16 protein-coding genes and 1 pseudogene are annotated in these 15,539 nt (G+C 72.2%); 7 read left to right on the forward strand and 10 right to left on the reverse strand.

Annotated elements, in window-relative coordinates; translation table 11 throughout:
- Position 1 precedes the first annotated feature (1 nt).
- The 7 genes from FRANCCI3_RS19945 to FRANCCI3_RS19975 all read right to left on the reverse strand — a co-directional run bounded on the left by FRANCCI3_RS19945 (position 2) and on the right by FRANCCI3_RS19975 (position 3,403).
- On the reverse strand, positions 2-670 hold the full coding sequence (locus FRANCCI3_RS19945) for a hypothetical protein (protein ID WP_011438327.1): 669 nt from the start codon (positions 668-670) through the stop codon (positions 2-4).
- Positions 667-1,236 carry a DUF6286 domain-containing protein gene (locus tag FRANCCI3_RS19950; protein ID WP_051623744.1) on the reverse strand — a complete coding sequence of 190 codons (570 nt, stop codon included), beginning with the start codon at positions 1,234-1,236 and terminating at the stop codon, positions 667-669. The genes FRANCCI3_RS19945 and FRANCCI3_RS19950 overlap by 4 nt, the downstream gene beginning before the upstream one ends.
- Before the next feature lie 112 nt (positions 1,237-1,348).
- Positions 1,349-1,732 (reverse strand): Asp23/Gls24 family envelope stress response protein, encoded by a 384-nt coding sequence (locus FRANCCI3_RS19955; protein WP_023840061.1) that lies wholly within the window; start codon positions 1,730-1,732, stop codon positions 1,349-1,351.
- Positions 1,729-2,028, reverse strand: a complete 300-nt coding sequence (locus FRANCCI3_RS28365) for a DUF2273 domain-containing protein (protein WP_011438329.1) — start codon at positions 2,026-2,028, stop codon at positions 1,729-1,731. The genes FRANCCI3_RS19955 and FRANCCI3_RS28365 overlap by 4 nt, the downstream gene beginning before the upstream one ends.
- A 60-nt stretch (positions 2,029-2,088) precedes the next feature.
- Complete coding sequence (locus FRANCCI3_RS28370) at positions 2,089-2,427, reverse strand: hypothetical protein (protein ID WP_049760994.1); 339 nt, start codon at positions 2,425-2,427, stop codon at positions 2,089-2,091.
- On the reverse strand, positions 2,424-2,921 hold the full coding sequence (locus FRANCCI3_RS19970; protein WP_049760995.1) for a hypothetical protein: 498 nt from the start codon (positions 2,919-2,921) through the stop codon (positions 2,424-2,426). Before FRANCCI3_RS19970 ends, FRANCCI3_RS28370 begins: the two co-directional genes overlap by 4 nt.
- Positions 2,918-3,403, reverse strand: coding sequence for an Asp23/Gls24 family envelope stress response protein (locus FRANCCI3_RS19975; RefSeq protein ID WP_011438331.1), 486 nt, complete (start codon positions 3,401-3,403; stop codon positions 2,918-2,920). The genes FRANCCI3_RS19970 and FRANCCI3_RS19975 overlap by 4 nt, the downstream gene beginning before the upstream one ends.
- A gap of 425 nt (positions 3,404-3,828) precedes the next feature.
- Between FRANCCI3_RS19975 and FRANCCI3_RS19980 the strand changes: the two genes are divergently transcribed.
- The 3 genes and pseudogenes from FRANCCI3_RS19980 (at position 3,829) to FRANCCI3_RS19985 (ending at position 6,695) form a co-directional block, all read left to right on the forward strand.
- A complete protein-coding gene (locus FRANCCI3_RS19980; protein ID WP_011438332.1) occupies positions 3,829-4,860 on the forward strand; it encodes a 4-(cytidine 5'-diphospho)-2-C-methyl-D-erythritol kinase in 1,032 nt (343 codons plus the stop codon).
- Positions 4,861-4,964: 104 nt separating this feature from the next.
- A pseudogene (locus tag FRANCCI3_RS29195) lies at positions 4,965-5,328 on the forward strand (ATP-binding cassette domain-containing protein); the annotation flags it as partial.
- Complete coding sequence (locus FRANCCI3_RS19985; protein ID WP_370468645.1) at positions 5,316-6,695, forward strand: ABC-F family ATP-binding cassette domain-containing protein; 1,380 nt, start codon at positions 5,316-5,318, stop codon at positions 6,693-6,695. The pseudogene FRANCCI3_RS29195 and the gene FRANCCI3_RS19985, both read left to right, overlap by 13 nt.
- Positions 6,696-6,720: 25 nt before the next feature.
- On the opposite strand, the gene FRANCCI3_RS19990 is transcribed toward FRANCCI3_RS19985, so the two are convergent.
- A complete protein-coding gene (locus tag FRANCCI3_RS19990) occupies positions 6,721-7,740 on the reverse strand; it encodes an acyl-CoA desaturase (RefSeq protein ID WP_023840057.1) in 1,020 nt (339 codons plus the stop codon).
- A gap of 702 nt (positions 7,741-8,442) precedes the next feature.
- Between FRANCCI3_RS19990 and glmU the strand changes: the two genes are divergently transcribed.
- From glmU to FRANCCI3_RS20010, 3 genes are all read left to right on the forward strand, one after another.
- Positions 8,443-10,053 carry a bifunctional UDP-N-acetylglucosamine diphosphorylase/glucosamine-1-phosphate N-acetyltransferase GlmU gene (glmU, locus tag FRANCCI3_RS20000; protein WP_023840056.1) on the forward strand — a complete coding sequence of 537 codons (1,611 nt, stop codon included), beginning with the start codon at positions 8,443-8,445 and terminating at the stop codon, positions 10,051-10,053.
- A 269-nt stretch (positions 10,054-10,322) separates the two neighbouring features.
- Positions 10,323-11,297 carry a ribose-phosphate diphosphokinase gene (locus tag FRANCCI3_RS20005; protein WP_011438336.1) on the forward strand — a complete coding sequence of 325 codons (975 nt, stop codon included), beginning with the start codon at positions 10,323-10,325 and terminating at the stop codon, positions 11,295-11,297.
- A 111-nt stretch (positions 11,298-11,408) separates the two neighbouring features.
- Positions 11,409-12,434, forward strand: coding sequence for a tryptophan--tRNA ligase (locus tag FRANCCI3_RS20010; RefSeq protein ID WP_011438337.1), 1,026 nt, complete (start codon positions 11,409-11,411; stop codon positions 12,432-12,434).
- 62 nt (positions 12,435-12,496) lie between these two features.
- Here FRANCCI3_RS20010 and rsmA read toward each other — a convergent pair whose 3' ends face one another.
- Both rsmA and FRANCCI3_RS20020 read right to left on the reverse strand, forming a co-directional pair.
- Positions 12,497-13,252, reverse strand: a complete 756-nt coding sequence (gene rsmA, locus FRANCCI3_RS20015) for a 16S rRNA (adenine(1518)-N(6)/adenine(1519)-N(6))-dimethyltransferase RsmA (RefSeq protein ID WP_011438338.1) — start codon at positions 13,250-13,252, stop codon at positions 12,497-12,499.
- Between the two features lie 116 nt (positions 13,253-13,368).
- A complete protein-coding gene (locus FRANCCI3_RS20020) occupies positions 13,369-14,193 on the reverse strand; it encodes a TatD family hydrolase (protein WP_011438339.1) in 825 nt (274 codons plus the stop codon).
- A 124-nt stretch (positions 14,194-14,317) separates the two neighbouring features.
- On the opposite strand from FRANCCI3_RS20020, the gene FRANCCI3_RS20025 reads away from it, so the two are divergent.
- Positions 14,318-15,478, forward strand: coding sequence for an ABC transporter substrate-binding protein (locus FRANCCI3_RS20025; protein ID WP_011438340.1), 1,161 nt, complete (start codon positions 14,318-14,320; stop codon positions 15,476-15,478).
- Positions 15,479-15,539: the final 61 nt, after the last annotated feature.

The raw sequence follows: 15,539 nt of genomic DNA on the forward strand, positions 1-15,539 counted from the left end.
CTCAGCGCACCTGCGGCCGGATGGTGGCAGCGGGGCGGACCTCCACCTTGGCGGGTAGCCGCGGACGACCGACCGCGGTCCGGGCTCGATGGAGCACCGGGCCACGGATGTCGTCGAGCACGCCGGCGACCCCCGGCCCCGGGACAACGGTGACCGCGATCTCCAGCACGGGTTCCCGCCGGCCGCGCAGCACCGCCCGCACCGCCTCGACGCCCACGATCCCGAGCACGTCGTCCTCGACGGCGTCGGTCAGTGCCGCGGCGGACAAATGGACACCGCCGAGCGCATCATCCGTCACGTAGAGTCCACGACGCCGCGCCGCCAGCGCCGTCTGCGCCCGAAGCCACCCGAGGGCGAGCAGGACGACCAGCCCGGAACCGATCCCCACGACGAGCCAGAACCAGGCGTGGGAGGTCGGGTAGGAACGGGTGTCGGCGTCGAGCACCGCCTCGTCGGCGACGTCGTTTCCGAACGCACCGGCCCCCACCAGCAACGCGAGAACACCGGCCGCGAGGCAGAGCAACCCGATTCCGACCAGGGCGACCCGGTTGAGGCGGTCGGGCGGCGGCTCGGACAGCCCGGCCGGCCTCCCGCCGGGCTCCGCGGGTACCCCGCCACCCGCCGAGCGGCCCTCGGCGGCCTGCCCGCCCGCTGCCCGCGTCTCGGTCATGCCGCACCGCCAGCGGCCCGGTCCGCCCCGTTGACGGTCCGGTCCGCGGCCGGCGGGGTCGCCTGGATGCGCAGCTCGAGCGGCTCAGCCAGCTCGAAGGAGACAAGCGTAGAGGCCAGGACGGCACCCGCGCGCTCCCGCGCGCCACCGGCGACACGCTGCCGAAGGCGCAGGCGGACGTCGGCGGTCCGGTCACGGACCCGAACCCGGGCGGCCCGCACCCCGTCGACGGTCAGGGCTGCGGAGCGCAGCGCCCGCGCAACCCCTCGCCGCTCGACGAAGACAATGGTCTGCGCGCAGCCGCGCCGCACGGCGAGTCGGGACGGCGTTCCGCGCCGCGCTCCGAGCCAGATCAGCAGCAGGCCAACTAGAACGCAGACCCCCGCGGCCAGTCGGACCGGCCCGGAGGACCAGGCCGTGTCCGCCAGGTCGTCCGCCCACGCCGGCCAGTCGACCACGACGTAGCCCCTGCCACCGCCGGCCGCGGCCACGATCTCGATGACGGTGATGACCCCGGCGGCCACGATCAGCGCGGCGAGCAGTCCGGCGACGATCCTGCGCCCCACCCGCACGGCACCCTCCCCTCACCGAGCCCAACCTTGTCTGTTACCCGTGGTCTGTTACCCGTGGTCTGTTACCCGTGGTCTGAACGCGAACCGGAGGGACAGAAGAGGGCCGCTACCCATCGGAGGGCAGCGACGGGATATCGATGTCCAGGTGTGCCACGCGCACACCCGTGAGCGCCGCGACCCGGTCCCGCACCTCGCAACGGACCAGCTCGGCCGTCTCCGTGACCGGGATCGGGTAACGCACGGAGAACGACATCGTCAGTCGGGCGGTGGCTCCCTCCATCTTCGCCGAGACCCGTGGCCGCCCGGCACGCCCACGACGCCGCGCGCCGCCATGGCGCGGGAATCCGCGTGGCGGTCCGGTAACGCCGACGACATCCGCCGCCGCCATGGCCGCGATCTTCTCGACAACCCGGTCCGCCACCCGCAGGGAACCGGCCCCCGCCCGCCTACCCGCGGGACGGCCCGGTCGCGCACGCTCCCTCTCGTTCACCGCCGCCCCCGACGCCGGTCACCGCCCACATAACGGGTGATATCGAGATCACCATCCACCACCTTGCCGATGACCAGCCCTATCGCACCGAAGACCAGCACGATCAGAAACTCGCTGAAGCCCCCGAAGGCGAGGGCGAGTCCGGCGATCAGACCGATGATCAGGCCAAGCGCGCTCGATCGCATGTGGCTCTTCCCCTTTCCTGGCCCATCCAGCCCGGCCCCGTCCAGCCCGGCCCCGTCCAGCCCGGCCGCAGTACCCGGTCCGCCCCTCTGGACCGGCAGATCGAGGGGCATCCCGCGTGATCGTCACATGGAACCGAGCCCGGGGTGCGGTCCCGCGGACCCGGTGTCGCCTCAGCGCACCCGAGGACCACGGCCGGGGCCGAACCGCGCCCGGCGGTGCGACCACCACCGACGCGTGGAGTCGGAACAGCGGCGCCCGCGACCGCGAACCCAGGCGAACAGGATGTCCGCGGCGTTGGGCCGGTGATGGGTGGTGAGGCGGACACCCGGAACACCCGGCCCGTCCGGCCCATCCGGCGTGGATCGCAGGGCCCGCAGGCCGGCGGCGAACGCCTGTGGATCACCTCCCCGATCCGGATGGTGCGTGCGGATGAACGCGCGGATCTCGGCCCTGCGTCGGGCGGCGTCGAGCTGGCGTCGGGATGACTCCTGCCGCCGATCGGAGGTCACGGCACCCCCATCTCCGGCACCCCCATCTCCGGCACCCCCGCACCCGGCACCCCCGAACGGGGCGTCCCCGAACGGGGCGTCCCCGGACCGACTACCGCCGCGTCCGGCCCCTGCGGACACGACAGGTCCGGATCCGGAATTGCCAGATCACGGATGACGACGTCGACCCGGGGACAGCCGGGTTCGACCACCAGCACCGCGGCGCGCACCCGGGCGGCGAGCTCACCGAGCCGTTCCCCGTACCGGCACACGATCTGCACCAGGATCCCGTCCGGCCGTACCCGTACCCCCTCCACCCGGCGGCCCGGAAGGTAGGTCGCGACCTCGGCCGCGGCACCCGCCCCGCCGTCCGGAACACGGTGACGATCCTTGTGCCGGACCGGCGCGCCGATGAGCCGGACGACACCGGGACAGGACAGCACGGTCCGGGCCACGGCATCCGGGTTCCAGGCGAACCCGCTCACCGGCCCGGCCGCTGTCGGGTTCGTGCTCATTCGACCCGCCGCGGCTCTTCCGACTCCTCCTCGCCGATGTAGACGTCGTCGATCGCGATGTTCACCTCGGTGACCTCCAGGCCCGTCATTCCCTCCACAGAGGTGACGACGTTGTGCCGGATCGAGTGGGACAGATCCACGATGGAGACCCCGTAGTCGCAGACGACGTCGAGGTCGATCGCGGCCTGCCGTTCCCCGACCTCCACCGCGACCCCCTGGGAGACGCTGGCCGACGCGCCGGGGATGCGGGCCCGGAACGAACCCATCGCGCGGGCCCCGCTCGAGCCCAGGTTGTGTACCCCGGAGACCTCGCGTGCCGCGACACCGGCGATCTTGCTGACGACGGCGTCCGCGATCGACGTCCGGCCCCGGCCGGTCACCAGCTCGGTGGATGTCTTGCGCTCCGGCACGGTGGTGCGACGCGCACCACCTGCGTCCGAGGCCTTCGCCTCGGGCCCGGCCGCGCTGGTTGTGGTGGTCATGGTGCTCCTTCCTGGCCGGCATCGTCGGAGCGCCCGAAGCGGTGGAAGGGGTCAGGTCCGACCAGGAGCGGGACGTCGAGGGACGATCCGTCCGGGCGCTCTCCGGTGCGGCCGTTCACGATCAGGGATACCCGAATTCTCCGGTCGGACAACAACCCGTTCCCGTCGGCACAGCTACGATCACTGAACGGAAGCGCGCATCGTCCCCGCCGCGTCGCCGGGGGCCGATTCGCTGCGTCCCTCGCGATCCTTCGCGGGCGGACGCTCATCCGCTCCCGGCGTGGGCGGATAGGTTTGGGTGCCGGCCGCCACCGAACGCCACGCCGCCCAGCGGGCGCGCGTGCGTCCGAGCGAAGGAGCATCCGCTGCCTCGATCCCACCCGGGTCCGCGCCGAAGCGTCGGAGCCGGCCCCGCCACCGTCACCGTGCGAGCCCCCGCCAAGGTCAACCTGCATCTCGGCGTCGGACCGCTCCGACCGGACGGCTACCACGACGTCATCACAGTGCTGCAGGCCGTCTCGCTGTTCGACGACGTCTCGGCGACGTCCGTCGATCCCCCGCGGTTCCACGACCCGGGGCCATCGACCACCGACGGGAACGGCGGGTCCGACGGGAACGGCCGGTCCAGCGGGGACATCGTCGTGACCGTCGAGGTGTCCGGGGAGGGCGCCGACCCGGCGTCGCTGGGTCCGGCGACGTCCACGCCGGAGGTCTCCATCGTCCCCACCGGCCGGGACAACATCGCCGTCCGGGCCGCTCACCTGGTTGCCGAGGCCGCGGGCATCACCTCGGAACGGGTTCATCTCACCCTGACGAAGGGCATCCCCGTCGCCGCGGGGATGGCCGGGGGCAGCGCCGACGCGGCGGCGGCGCTCGTCGCCTGCGACGCGCTCTGGCAGACCGGCCTGGACCGGGCGACCCTGACCCGACTCGCCGCCCAGCTCGGCAGCGACGTCCCGTTCCCCCTGGCCGGCGGCACCGCACTCGGCACCGGGCGCGGCGAGCAGCTCACCGACGTCCTGGCGACGGGCGAGTACTACTGGGTGTTCGCGCTCGCCGACGGCGGCCTGTCCACCCCCGCGGTCTACAAGGAGTTCGACCGGCTGACCGAGGGCAAACTGCGGACCGGCCCGACCCCCGCCGACGACGTGCTCGCCGCGCTGCGCACCGGCGACCCCGGCCAGCTCGGAGCCGCCCTGGTCAACGACCTGCAGCCGGCAGCACTGCGGCTTCGGCCGTCCCTGCGCCGCGTCCTGGAGGCGGGCCGGGAGCTGGGAGCCGTCGGGGCGATCGTGAGCGGCTCCGGCCCGACCTGCGCCTTCCTCACGGCCGGAGCGCAGGAGAGCATCGCGCTCGCGGCGAGCCTCGCCGGGATGGGGGTCGCCCGCGCGGTACGCCGGGCCTCCGGGCCGGCGAGCGGCGCCAGGATGGTGGAGGGAGCAGGCGAAGCGCCGTGAGCGCCGTCCTGGTCAGCCTCGAGAACGTCAACGCCGCGTTCGGCACCCGGACGTTGCTCGACCGGGTGAGCCTGGGGATCGGCGCCGGGGAACGGATCGGGGTCGTGGGGCGCAACGGGGCCGGGAAGTCCACCCTGCTGCGGATCATCGCCGGCGAGGTGGCCCCGGACGCCGGCCGGGTCGTGCCCGCCGGTTCCACCCGGGTCGCCACCCTGGCGCAGGCAGACGTGCTCCCCGCCGAGCGCACCGTGCGCGAGATTGTCGTGGGCACCGTCGCTGAGCACGAGTGGGCGGCGGATCCCCGGCAGCGGGGCATCCTCGCCGGGCTCGGGCTGCTCGAACGGCTCGACGACCCGGTCGGACCGATGTCGGGCGGGGAACGCCGCCGGGTGGCGCTGGCCCGGCTCCTCGTCCAGGACACCGACCTGCTGATCCTGGACGAGCCGACGAACCACCTGGACGTCGAGGGGGTCGCCTGGCTCGCCCGGCATCTAGCCGGCTTCCGCGGTGGACTGCTCGTCGCGACCCACGACCGCTGGTTCCTCGACGAGGTGTGCGGACGGGTCTGGGAAGTCGTGGACGGGCGTGTCGACGCGTACGAGGGCGGCTACTCAGCGTACGTGCTCGCGCGGGCCGAACGCACCCGGCGGGCCGACGCCACCGAAGCCAGGCGCCAGAACCTGCTGCGTAAGGAACTCGCCTGGCTACGCCGCGGCCCGCCCGCCCGGACCAGTAAGCCGCGCTTCCGCATCGACGCCGCCAATGCGCTGATCGCCGACGAGCCGCCGCCCCGGGACACCATGGCGCTGCGCAGCTTCGCGGCATCCCGGCTGGGCAAGGACGTCTACGACGCCGAGCACATCACGGTCCGGATCGGGGACCGGACGTTGTTCGACGACGTCACCTGGCTGGTCGGACCGGGGGACCGGATCGGGCTGGTCGGTGTCAACGGAGCCGGCAAGACCACCCTGCTACGCGTGCTGCTGGGTGCGGTGACGCCGGAGGCCGGCCGGGTCCGGGTGGGGGCCAGCGTGCGACCGGCCCTGCTGTCCCAGGAGATTGCCGAACTACCGGCGTCGCTGCGGGCGCTGGAGGCCGTCGAACAGGTCGGGCAGGTCCTGGAGGTCGAGAAGGGCCGGGAACGGACCGCCGGCCAGTTACTCGAGCAGTTCGGCCTCCCGTCGTCACGGCAGTGGACGCGGGTCGGGGACCTCTCCGGCGGCGAACGCCGCCGGCTGCAGCTGCTGCGCCTGCTGATGGCCAGACCGAACGTGCTGCTCCTCGACGAGCCGACCAACGACCTCGACACCGACACCCTCACCGCGCTCGAGGACCTCCTCGACTCGTGGCCGGGCAGCCTGATCGTGGTCAGCCACGACCGCTATTTCCTCGAACGCACCTGCGACGTGACACTGGCGCTACTTGGCGACGGGCACCTGCGCATGCTGCCCGGCGGCATCGAGGAGTACCTCGCCCGGCGCGCGGCCGCCCGGCAGGACGCCGCGGCTCGGGCACCGTCATCCCGGGGTTCGTCGGCCGCCGGCTGCGGAGCGGGCGGACAGACCACCACCGTCGCCGAAGCCGGGCGGACAGGTGGGCCGCCCGTCCTGTCCGGGGGCGAGCTGCGCGCCGCCCGCAAGGAGCTGACCCGGCTCGAGCGCGCCCTGGATCGCCTGAGCCGACGCGAGCAGGAGCTGCATCACGAGCTGGCCGAGGCCGCGACGGATCACGAGCGTCTGCTGACGCTGGACGCCGAGCTGCGCGCCGTCGTCGCGGACAAGGACAGCACCGAGGAGGCCTGGCTCACCCTCGCCGCCGAGATCGAGGGTGGCTGACAAGCCACCGCCACCCGCCGTCCGGTCAGGCGGTGGCGCGTTTCGCCGCGAGACGCGCCGGGTCCGGCCAGCGGACGTCCCACACCAGGTGAACGGTCTCCATCATCTTGATCAGGTAGAAGCTGGTGTCGATCTGCCAGGGCCGCACCCCGTGCCGGGCCGAGGTCGGCTCGGCGTGATGCAGGTTGTGCCAGGATTCGCCCATCGACAGCAGGGCCAGCGGCCACACGTTGGTCGACCGGTCCCGCGACCGGTAGGGACGCGAGCCGAGGACGTGGCAGATGCTGTTCACCGACCACGTGACGTGGTGCAGCAGCGCGATACGGACCAGCCCGGCCCAGAAGAACGCCTCCAGCGCCGCGGCGAACGAACCCCCCCACAGGCCGCCGATCACGGCGGGCAGCGCGAGGCTGGCGAACGCGCACAGCGCGAACGAGCGGCTGACCTTCATGATGTCGGGATCGTCGAGCAGGTCCGGGGCGAACCGACGCTGGTCGGTCTGCTCGACGTCGAACAGCCAACCCACGTGGGCGTGCCAGAGACCCTTGATCAGCGACCACGTCCCCGGACCGTAACGCCACGGCGAGTGCGGGTCGCCCTCGGTGTCGCTGAAGGCGTGATGACGCCGGTGGTCGGCCACCCAGCGGATGACCGGACCCTCGATCGCCATGTTGCCGGCGACCGCCAACGCGATCCGCACCGGCCTGGACGTCCGGAAGCCGCGGTGGGTGAAGTAACGGTGAAAGCCGATCGTCACGCCGTGGCCGGTGATGCCGTAGAACACCACGGCGAGGACGACGTCCCGCCAGGAGATCCACTGCCCCCACATCGCCGGGATCGCGACCGCCAGGGCGACCAGCGGCACCACGATCGTCACCACCATCACGATCTGCTCGGCGTGGGCCTTCGCCATCGAGCGGGGCCGCGTGGCGTTACCGCGGCTGTTCGCGGGATCAGCCCGGCGGGGAACCGGACCCGTGGTGGGTTCGCGGTTGTCCCGCGGTGCCCGATTATCGCTCGGCGTCACCGTGTCGGTAGCGGTCATTGCCTCGTTCCATCCGTCGCGGCTGGCCCACTGTGCCGGCGCTCCATCCGCCACGGTAGCCCGCCGACATGACAACGTCCCCCCTCCTCCACGTCCGCCACGCAAACAAACCATCCGTCGCCGACCCGACCCGGATCGATCGGCACCGCCGCGCACCACGATCACCGACAGGTCGATGACAAGCCGATGACAAATAATGACATCCAATGACATTTAACGCCATCAGCCGACAGTCGGTGACAGTCAGTGACAGTCAGGCGACGAAGAGATGAACGACAGCCGGCCAAACCCGGTCCGGGACGCCCGCCCGCGCCGGCCGCCCGCGCCGGCCGGCGGGCCGGGTAGCCGGTGGCGGCCCGGCTTTTACCATCCGAGCCACCCCACGATGGTAGAGTTGGCGTGTTTTCTCGCGGTCCGCCGTAGTGTAATCGGCAGCACAGGAGATTTTGGTTCTCTTAGTCCACGTTCGAGTCGTGGCGGCGGAGCACTACCAGGCACCACCAGTAATACCATCGAAAAGAATATTCCGGAAGCACCGCCGCCGCACCATCACCACGGCGGTGGCCAGGCCCACATCATTTCCCGGTCCGGGGCCGGCGTGTTCCCGGGATGGCCGTGGCATCTGCCGGCGCCTTCCGGTCGACGAGTAGTGTGGGCGCCGTCGCCCCACCGCTGTCCAGGTCCGAAGACTCGGGAGATCGCGTGACATCATCACGTCCGGTGGCCGTCATCATCCTGGCAGCGGGCGAAGGCAAGCGCATGCGCTCGACGAGACCGAAGGTGCTGCACCACATCGCTGGGCGCTCCCTTCTCCACCACGTGCTGAGCGCGGCCGGAGCCCTCGCGGCGGCGCGTACCGCGGTCGTCGTGGGCCACGGCCGCGAACAGGTCGCGGCGATGCTGGCGGAGCAGGCTCCCGAGGTCGTCCCGGTCGTCCAGGACCGCCAACACGGCACGGGCCACGCCGTCCGGGTGGCCCTGGCGGCGCTCGGCGAGCTGGCGCCCGGCGACACGGTGGTCGTGCTGCCCGGCGACACCCCGCTGTTGACCAGCGCGACACTCACTGCCCTGGTGGCCCAGCACCATGCCCGGGCGGCCGCGGCGACGGTCCTGTCGGCCGTCATCGACGACGCCACCGGTTACGGCCGGGTGGTGCGCGACGGCGACGGCGCGGTCCGGGCCATCGTCGAGCATCGCGACGCCGACGCCGCCACCGCGACGATCCGAGAGATCAACACCGGCGTGTACGCGTTCGCAGCGGGCCCGCTCCAGACCGCGCTCGCGCGGCTGACCAGGGATAATGCTCAAGGCGAGGAGTACCTCACCGACGTCGTCGGGCTGCTGGTCGCCGCCGGGCAGCCGGTGGCCGCGCGGGTCGTGGACGATCCCGGCGAGGCCGGTGGGGTGAACGACCGCGTCCAGCTCGCCGCCGCCGGACGGGTGCTGCGGGACCGGATCGTCGAGGCGGCGATGCGCGCCGGCACCACCGTCGTCGACCCGCGGACCACCTGGATCGACGCCGACGTCACTCTCGAACCGGACACGACTATCGCCCCCAACACCTTCCTGCACGGCCGGACGCACGTCGCTCGCGGCGCCGTCATCGGCCCCGAATGCACCTTGACGGACACGACGGTAGGCGCGGGCGCGACCGTCCTGCGGACCACGGCCGAGCGGGCCGAGATCGGCGCCGGGGCCGTGGTCGGGCCTTACAGCCATCTCCGACCGGGCACCCGACTGGGCCGCGAAGGCAAGATCGGCTCCTTCGTCGAGACGAAGTCGGCCGATCTCGGGAACCAGACGAAGGTCCCGCATCTGGCGTATGTCGGCGACGCGGTGGTCGGCGAGCGCAGCAACATCGGATGCACGACGGTCTTCGTGAACTACGACGGGGTGGCCAAGCACCGCACGGTGATCGGCTCGGACGTCCGGATCGGCAGCGATACCATGCTCGTTGCTCCGGTCACGGTCGGGGACGGGGCCTACACCGGCGCCGGATCCGTGATCCGGGAGGACGTTCCGCCGGGCGCGCTGGCGGTCCGGGAGGGGCGGCAACGGATCATCGAAGGCTGGGTCTCCCGCCGCCGTCCCGGCAGCCCGGCGGCACGAGCGGCCGCCGCTGCCGGCGTCCAGGCCCCCGGCAGCGTCGGGGATCCCGAGCATCCCGATGAAATGCCGCAACCGTCCGCGGCCGAGGCCGCCGTGCCGATCCCAGCTCATCAGGGTGACGTGGCGCACCGGAGTGAGTTGCCGCATACCGGCGAGGGCGAGGCCGGCATCGCTGGCATTCCCGGCGCGGGGAGCAGAACGTAAAGAGACGTCCGTCCAAACCTTCTGGCCAGCGAGGGGATGCACACCGCCCGACCTGCCCCGCCCGGGTCGGCCGCCCGGGGTCCGCAGGCGGCGATCCGGGCACGTGGGTACCATCCCGCCTGCGCAAACAGGGGCGGGGCCGGGTATGCCCGGGTGTTGAACCGTGCAGCCTCACGGCCGTTCCCCCGGACGGGTCACCCGCCCGGGGGCTGCCCCCGCCAGCCCGATCACGCCAGCCCGATCATCCCGTCACGCCCGAGGAGTACGCGGTGGCCTACCAGACCGAGAACCGGCGCAATCTGATGCTCTTCGCGGGACGTTCGCACCCGGGCCTCACGGCGGAGGTCGCGGCCGCGCTCGACGTCGAGCCCGTCCCCACCCATGCCTACGAATTCGCCAGCGGCGAGATCTTCGTCCGCTTCTCCGAATCGGTTCGGGGCTGCGACGCCTTCGTGCTCCAGTGCCATTCGGCTCCGGTGAACACCTGGCTGATGGAACAGCTGATCATGGTGGACGCGCTGAAGCGGGCCAGCGCCAAACGGATCACCGTCGTCGCGCCCTTCTACCCCTATGCGCGCCAGGACAAGAAGCACCGTGGCCGGGAGCCGATCTCGGCCCGCCTCGTCGCCGATTTGTTCAAGACCGCCGGCGCGCACCGGCTCATGTCGGTCGACCTGCACACCGCCCAGATTCAGGGCTTCTTCGACGGGCCGGTGGACCATCTCTTCGCGTTGCCGCTGCTCACCGACTACATCGAGTCCAAGCTGGACACGTCCGAGGTGACCGTCGTCGCCCCCGACTCGGGCCGGGTCCGCGTGGCCGAGCGGTGGACCGACCGGCTCGGCTGCCCGCTGGCCATCATCCACAAGCGGCGTGACCCGGACGTTCCCAACCAGGTGAAGATGTTCGACGTGGTCGGCGAGGTGCACGGACGGACCTGCGTCATCGTCGACGACATGATCGACACTGCCGGCACGATCACGAAGGCCGCGGAGTCACTCAAGGAGCACGGCGCGGCGGGCGTCATCGCGGCGGCAACCCACGGCGTGCTCTCCGGCCCCGCCGCCGACCGGCTGAAGAACTCGGAGATCAGCGAGGTCGTCCTCACGAACACGCTGCCCCTGCCCAGCGAGGCTCGCATCGACAAGATCACCGAACTGTCCATCGCCCCGCTGCTGGCCGCGGCCATCAAGGCCGTGTTCGAGGACGGGTCGGTGACCGGCCTGTTCGGCGGAGACGCCTGACCGAGGCTCGCATCCCCACCCCGCCGCGAGACAGGCGCGGGCAGGCGAACGGCCGCGGCGAACGACCTGGGGCGTCCCGGCGGCCGCCCCGCGTCCGTAGACTGCCCTGCCATGGCAGCGCAACAGCCGAAGGTGTCTCTCACCGGGATCAAGCCGACGGGCGAGCCGCACCTCGGCAACTACATCGGAGCGATCCGGCCGTCGCTGGAGCTCACCTCGGCCTACGAGTCGATCTACTTCGTCGCCGACTATCACGCCCTGACATCCGTGCGTAGTCGCGAGGAGTTGGCGAGCTATACCCGCTCGGTGGCGGCCACGTGGCTCGTGCTCGGGCTCGACCCGACGAGCACGATCTTCTACCGCCAGTCCGACGTCCCCGAGATCTTCGAGCTGACCTGGGTGCTGTCCTGCGTCACCGGCAAGGGTCTGATGAACCGGGCCCACGCCTACAAGGCGGCCCGTGACCGCAACGCCGAGGCCGGCGTCCCCGATCTGGACGCCGGCATCAACATGGGCCTGTTCAACTATCCGATTCTGATGGCCGTCGACATTCTCATCATGAATGCCGACGTGGTCCCCGTTGGCCAGGACCAGTCGCAGCATGTGGAATACGCCGCCGACATCGCCGGCTCCTTCAACCATCTGTTCGGCGACGTGTTCAGCCTGAAGATCCCGGAGGTGGTCCTCCCGGCCGGGAGCTCGGCGAAGGTACTGCCCGGCATCGACGGCCGCAAGATGAGCAAGTCATACCGGAACACAATCCCCCTCTTCGCGCCGGAGAAGCAGCTACGGAAACTCGTCCGTGGGATCGTGAGCGACAGCACACCGCTGGCGGACCCGAAGGACCCGGACAGTTCCGCGGCCTTCGTTCTGCTCGAGAACTTCGCGACTCCAGAAACGATCAAGGAGATGCGCGGCCGTCTGGAGCAGGGCGGCACCGGGTGGGGCGAGGTGAAGAACGCCCTGTTCGAGACGCTCAACGACTGGCTGTCACCGCTGCGGGAGCGCTACACCGAGCTCATCGCCCCGGACAGCGAGCTGGACGGCATCCTCGCGGCGGGTGCCGAGCGGGCCCGCGACCGGGCCCGGCCGGTGCTCGCCGGCGTCCGGCGCGCGATCGGGATCTCGCACCTCTGACCTCCCCCGCCGTTGCGCCCTTCCCCGCCGTTGCGCCGGGTGGCTCAGTTGCGCCGGGTGGCTCAGTCGGAGCGGGCGGCGCGGGCAGCGGCCAGCCGGCAGAAGGCCGCGATGTCGAGGGTCTCGCCCCGGGCACCGGGATCGACCTCGGCGGCACGCGCCAAGTCCCCGGCGGCGGCGGGCGATCCGGCCCAGGGCGCCAGGGCCGTACGCAGGGTCTTGCGGCGCTGCGCGAACGCGGCATCGATCGCGGCGAACACGTCCGCCCGCAGCCGCGCCGGACCGGGCAGGGGCCTGCGGGCGAAGGCCACCAGCCCTGAATCAACGTTCGGCTGCGGCCAGAAGACCGGTCTGGGCACCGCGCCGGCCGGCCGGGCGTGCGCGTACCAGGCCAGCTTGACGCTGGGCGCCCCATACACCCGGCTGCCCGGCGGCGCGGTGAGCCGGTCGGCAACCTCCGCCTGGACCATCACCAGCCCACGGCGCAGCGAGGGCAGCCGTTCCAGCAGCCCGAGCAGCAGCGGCACCGCGATGTTGTAGGGCAGGTTCGCGGCGAGCACCCCGGGCGCGGCCACGTCGGCGGGCAGGTCGGCCAGGGTGACCCGCAGACCGTCGGCGGCCACCACGCGCAACCGCTCGGCGACGTCGGCCGGCAGCCGGGCGGCCACGGTCACCGGCAGGGCCGCGGCGAGGGGGCGATCCACCTCGACGGCGACGACGGCCTTCGCCGCCTCGACGAGCCCCAGGGTCATCGACCCGAGTCCTGGCCCGATCTCCAGCACCGTGTCGTCCGGGCCGACGCCGGCGAGCCGCACCAACCGGCGGACGGTGTTCGCGTCAACGAGGAAGTTCTGTCCGCGCCGTTTCGTCGGCCGCAGGCCCAGCTCGTGCGCGAGGGCCCGAAGTTCAGCCGGCGAGAACAGCGCGTCGGTGTCTACCAGGGCCCGAACACCCGCTCCGCGTTCGCGGCGATGTGCGTGCCGAGCTCGGCGACGCCGACGCCGCGGGTCTCGGCCAGCACCCGCAGCGTCAGCGGAATGAGGTACGGGCCGCCGGGCCGGCCCCGCCAGGGGGTCGGGGTGAGGAACGGCGCGTCGGTCTCCACCAGGATGAGATCCGCCGGAGCGACGGCCGCCGCCTCCCGCAGATTGGCGGCATTGGAGAAGGTGACGTTGCCGGCGAACGACATCACGTACCCGGCGTCCGCGCAGATCTTCGCCATCGCCGTGTCCCCGGAGAAGGCGTGGAAGACGACCTTCTCCGGGGCGCCCTCCTCGGCGAGGATACGCAGCGTGTCGTCGTGGGCGTCCCGGTCGTGGATCATCAGCGCCCGGCCGGTCTCCTTGGCGATCGCGATGTGGCGCCGGAAGCTCTCCTGCTGCACGGCATGCGCCTCGGGTGGGGTGCGAAAGTAGTCCAGGCCCGTCTCGCCGACCGCGCGCACGCGATCGGCGCGGGCCAACTCGGCGATGGCGGCGAACGTCTCCTCGGTGACCCCCCGGGCCGCCTCGTTGGGATGAATCGCGACGGCGGCGTAGATCTCCGGATGCGCCGCGGCAACCTCGGCCTGCCATCTGCTGGTGGGCAGGTCGATGCCGACGGTGACGGCCCGCGTGACACCGACCGCCCGGGCCGCCGCGATCGCCGCCGGAACTTCGGTGCCCATCAGGTCGAGATGACAGTGGCTGTCGACCACGGCCACGGGAAGAGGGTCCGGCGGTGGCGGCGGATCACCCGACCGGCCAGAGTTTCGCGCCACCTCACCCGCCCTCTCGTGCCCGCCCTTCGTTTCCTGAGGTCTGAAGTCTACGACCGCCGCCGGGTGTGCCAGACAACCCGGCATGGGACGCTAATCGGGTGAGCAAGCGCAAGGACCCCACGCGATGACGACACCGTTGACCGTTGCCCTGGTCACCCCGCTGACCGGTCCCGATGCCGCCCAAGGCCTCGCCGGGCTACGAGGGGTCACCCTGTGGGCGCGTGACGAACGCCTCCCACTGCCCTGGGACGAGGTGAGTCTCACCGCCTACGACGCGTATCCCGATTCGGCCGCCGCCATGCGCGCCGCGGTGGCCGCGGGGCCGGACGCCCTGCTCGGACCCTACGGCCACCGGGCGGCACTCGCGGCCTGCGCCTCGACGGACCGGGTGGTCTTCAACACCGGCGCCCCGTCCACGCGCTTCGTCCGGCAGGCGTTCCCGAACGTCGTGAACATCGCCGCGGCCACCTCGACCTGGCCGCGCGGGGTCCTCGCCGCCGTACGGGCGGCCGATCGACGGGCCCGCAAGGTCGTCCTGCTCGCCTCCGGGGACACCGCCGTCGAGATCACATCGGTGACGAAGGCCGCCGCGGTGGCGCAGTCGTTCGAGGTGGCCTCGCACGTCTTCCCCCCGGGCAAGGCCGCCCTCGCCGCGACCCGGCTGCCCCCGGGCGACATCCTCATCGTCCACGCCGGCCCGGACGACGAGCTGGCGGCGGCGAACATCCTGCTGCGCCGGCCGTGGCGGGCGGCCGCTTTCTCCACGGCCGTCAGCGCGCAGGCCACCGCGAGCCTGGGCGACCTGCGCGAGCAGCTGCTGGCGCCGGGCAGCTGGATGCCCGAGAGCACCCAGCCGACCGCGACCGGCCCGACCGCGCGGGAGTTCACCGCCGACTTCACCGCCCTGCACGGCGTCGCGCCGACCGAAACGGCGGCCTGGGCCTACGTCACCGGGTTGATCCTGGGACGGGCCATTCGCTACTGCGGAGGCGTGCAGGATGCCTCCGTGCTCGCCGCCGCCCGGGGCATCGACACGACCACGTTGCTCGGTCGCTTCCGGCTGGACGAGGCGACGGGGCTCCAGGTCGGCCACCAGATCCCGATCGTGCAGTGGCAGGCCGGTGCCTCCCGGACGGTCTGGCCCCGTGAGTCGGCGCGGGCACCGTTCGCCCATCCCCGGCTGTTCACCAGCCGACCGGGGATGGCGTCTCGGACTTCGCCGGGGACGCCCACGCCCACGCAGCCTCGGACGCCTCCGGCCTCACGCACACTCCCCACCACGTGAGTGGCTCTCCGCCGCCAGCGGACCGTCCGGGGCGGGTGAACCGTCCGGAGCGGGTGAACCG

This window comes from Frankia casuarinae (assembly GCF_000013345.1).
In the GTDB taxonomy this organism is placed as follows: Bacteria; Actinomycetota; Actinomycetes; order Frankiales; family Frankiaceae; genus Frankia; species Frankia casuarinae.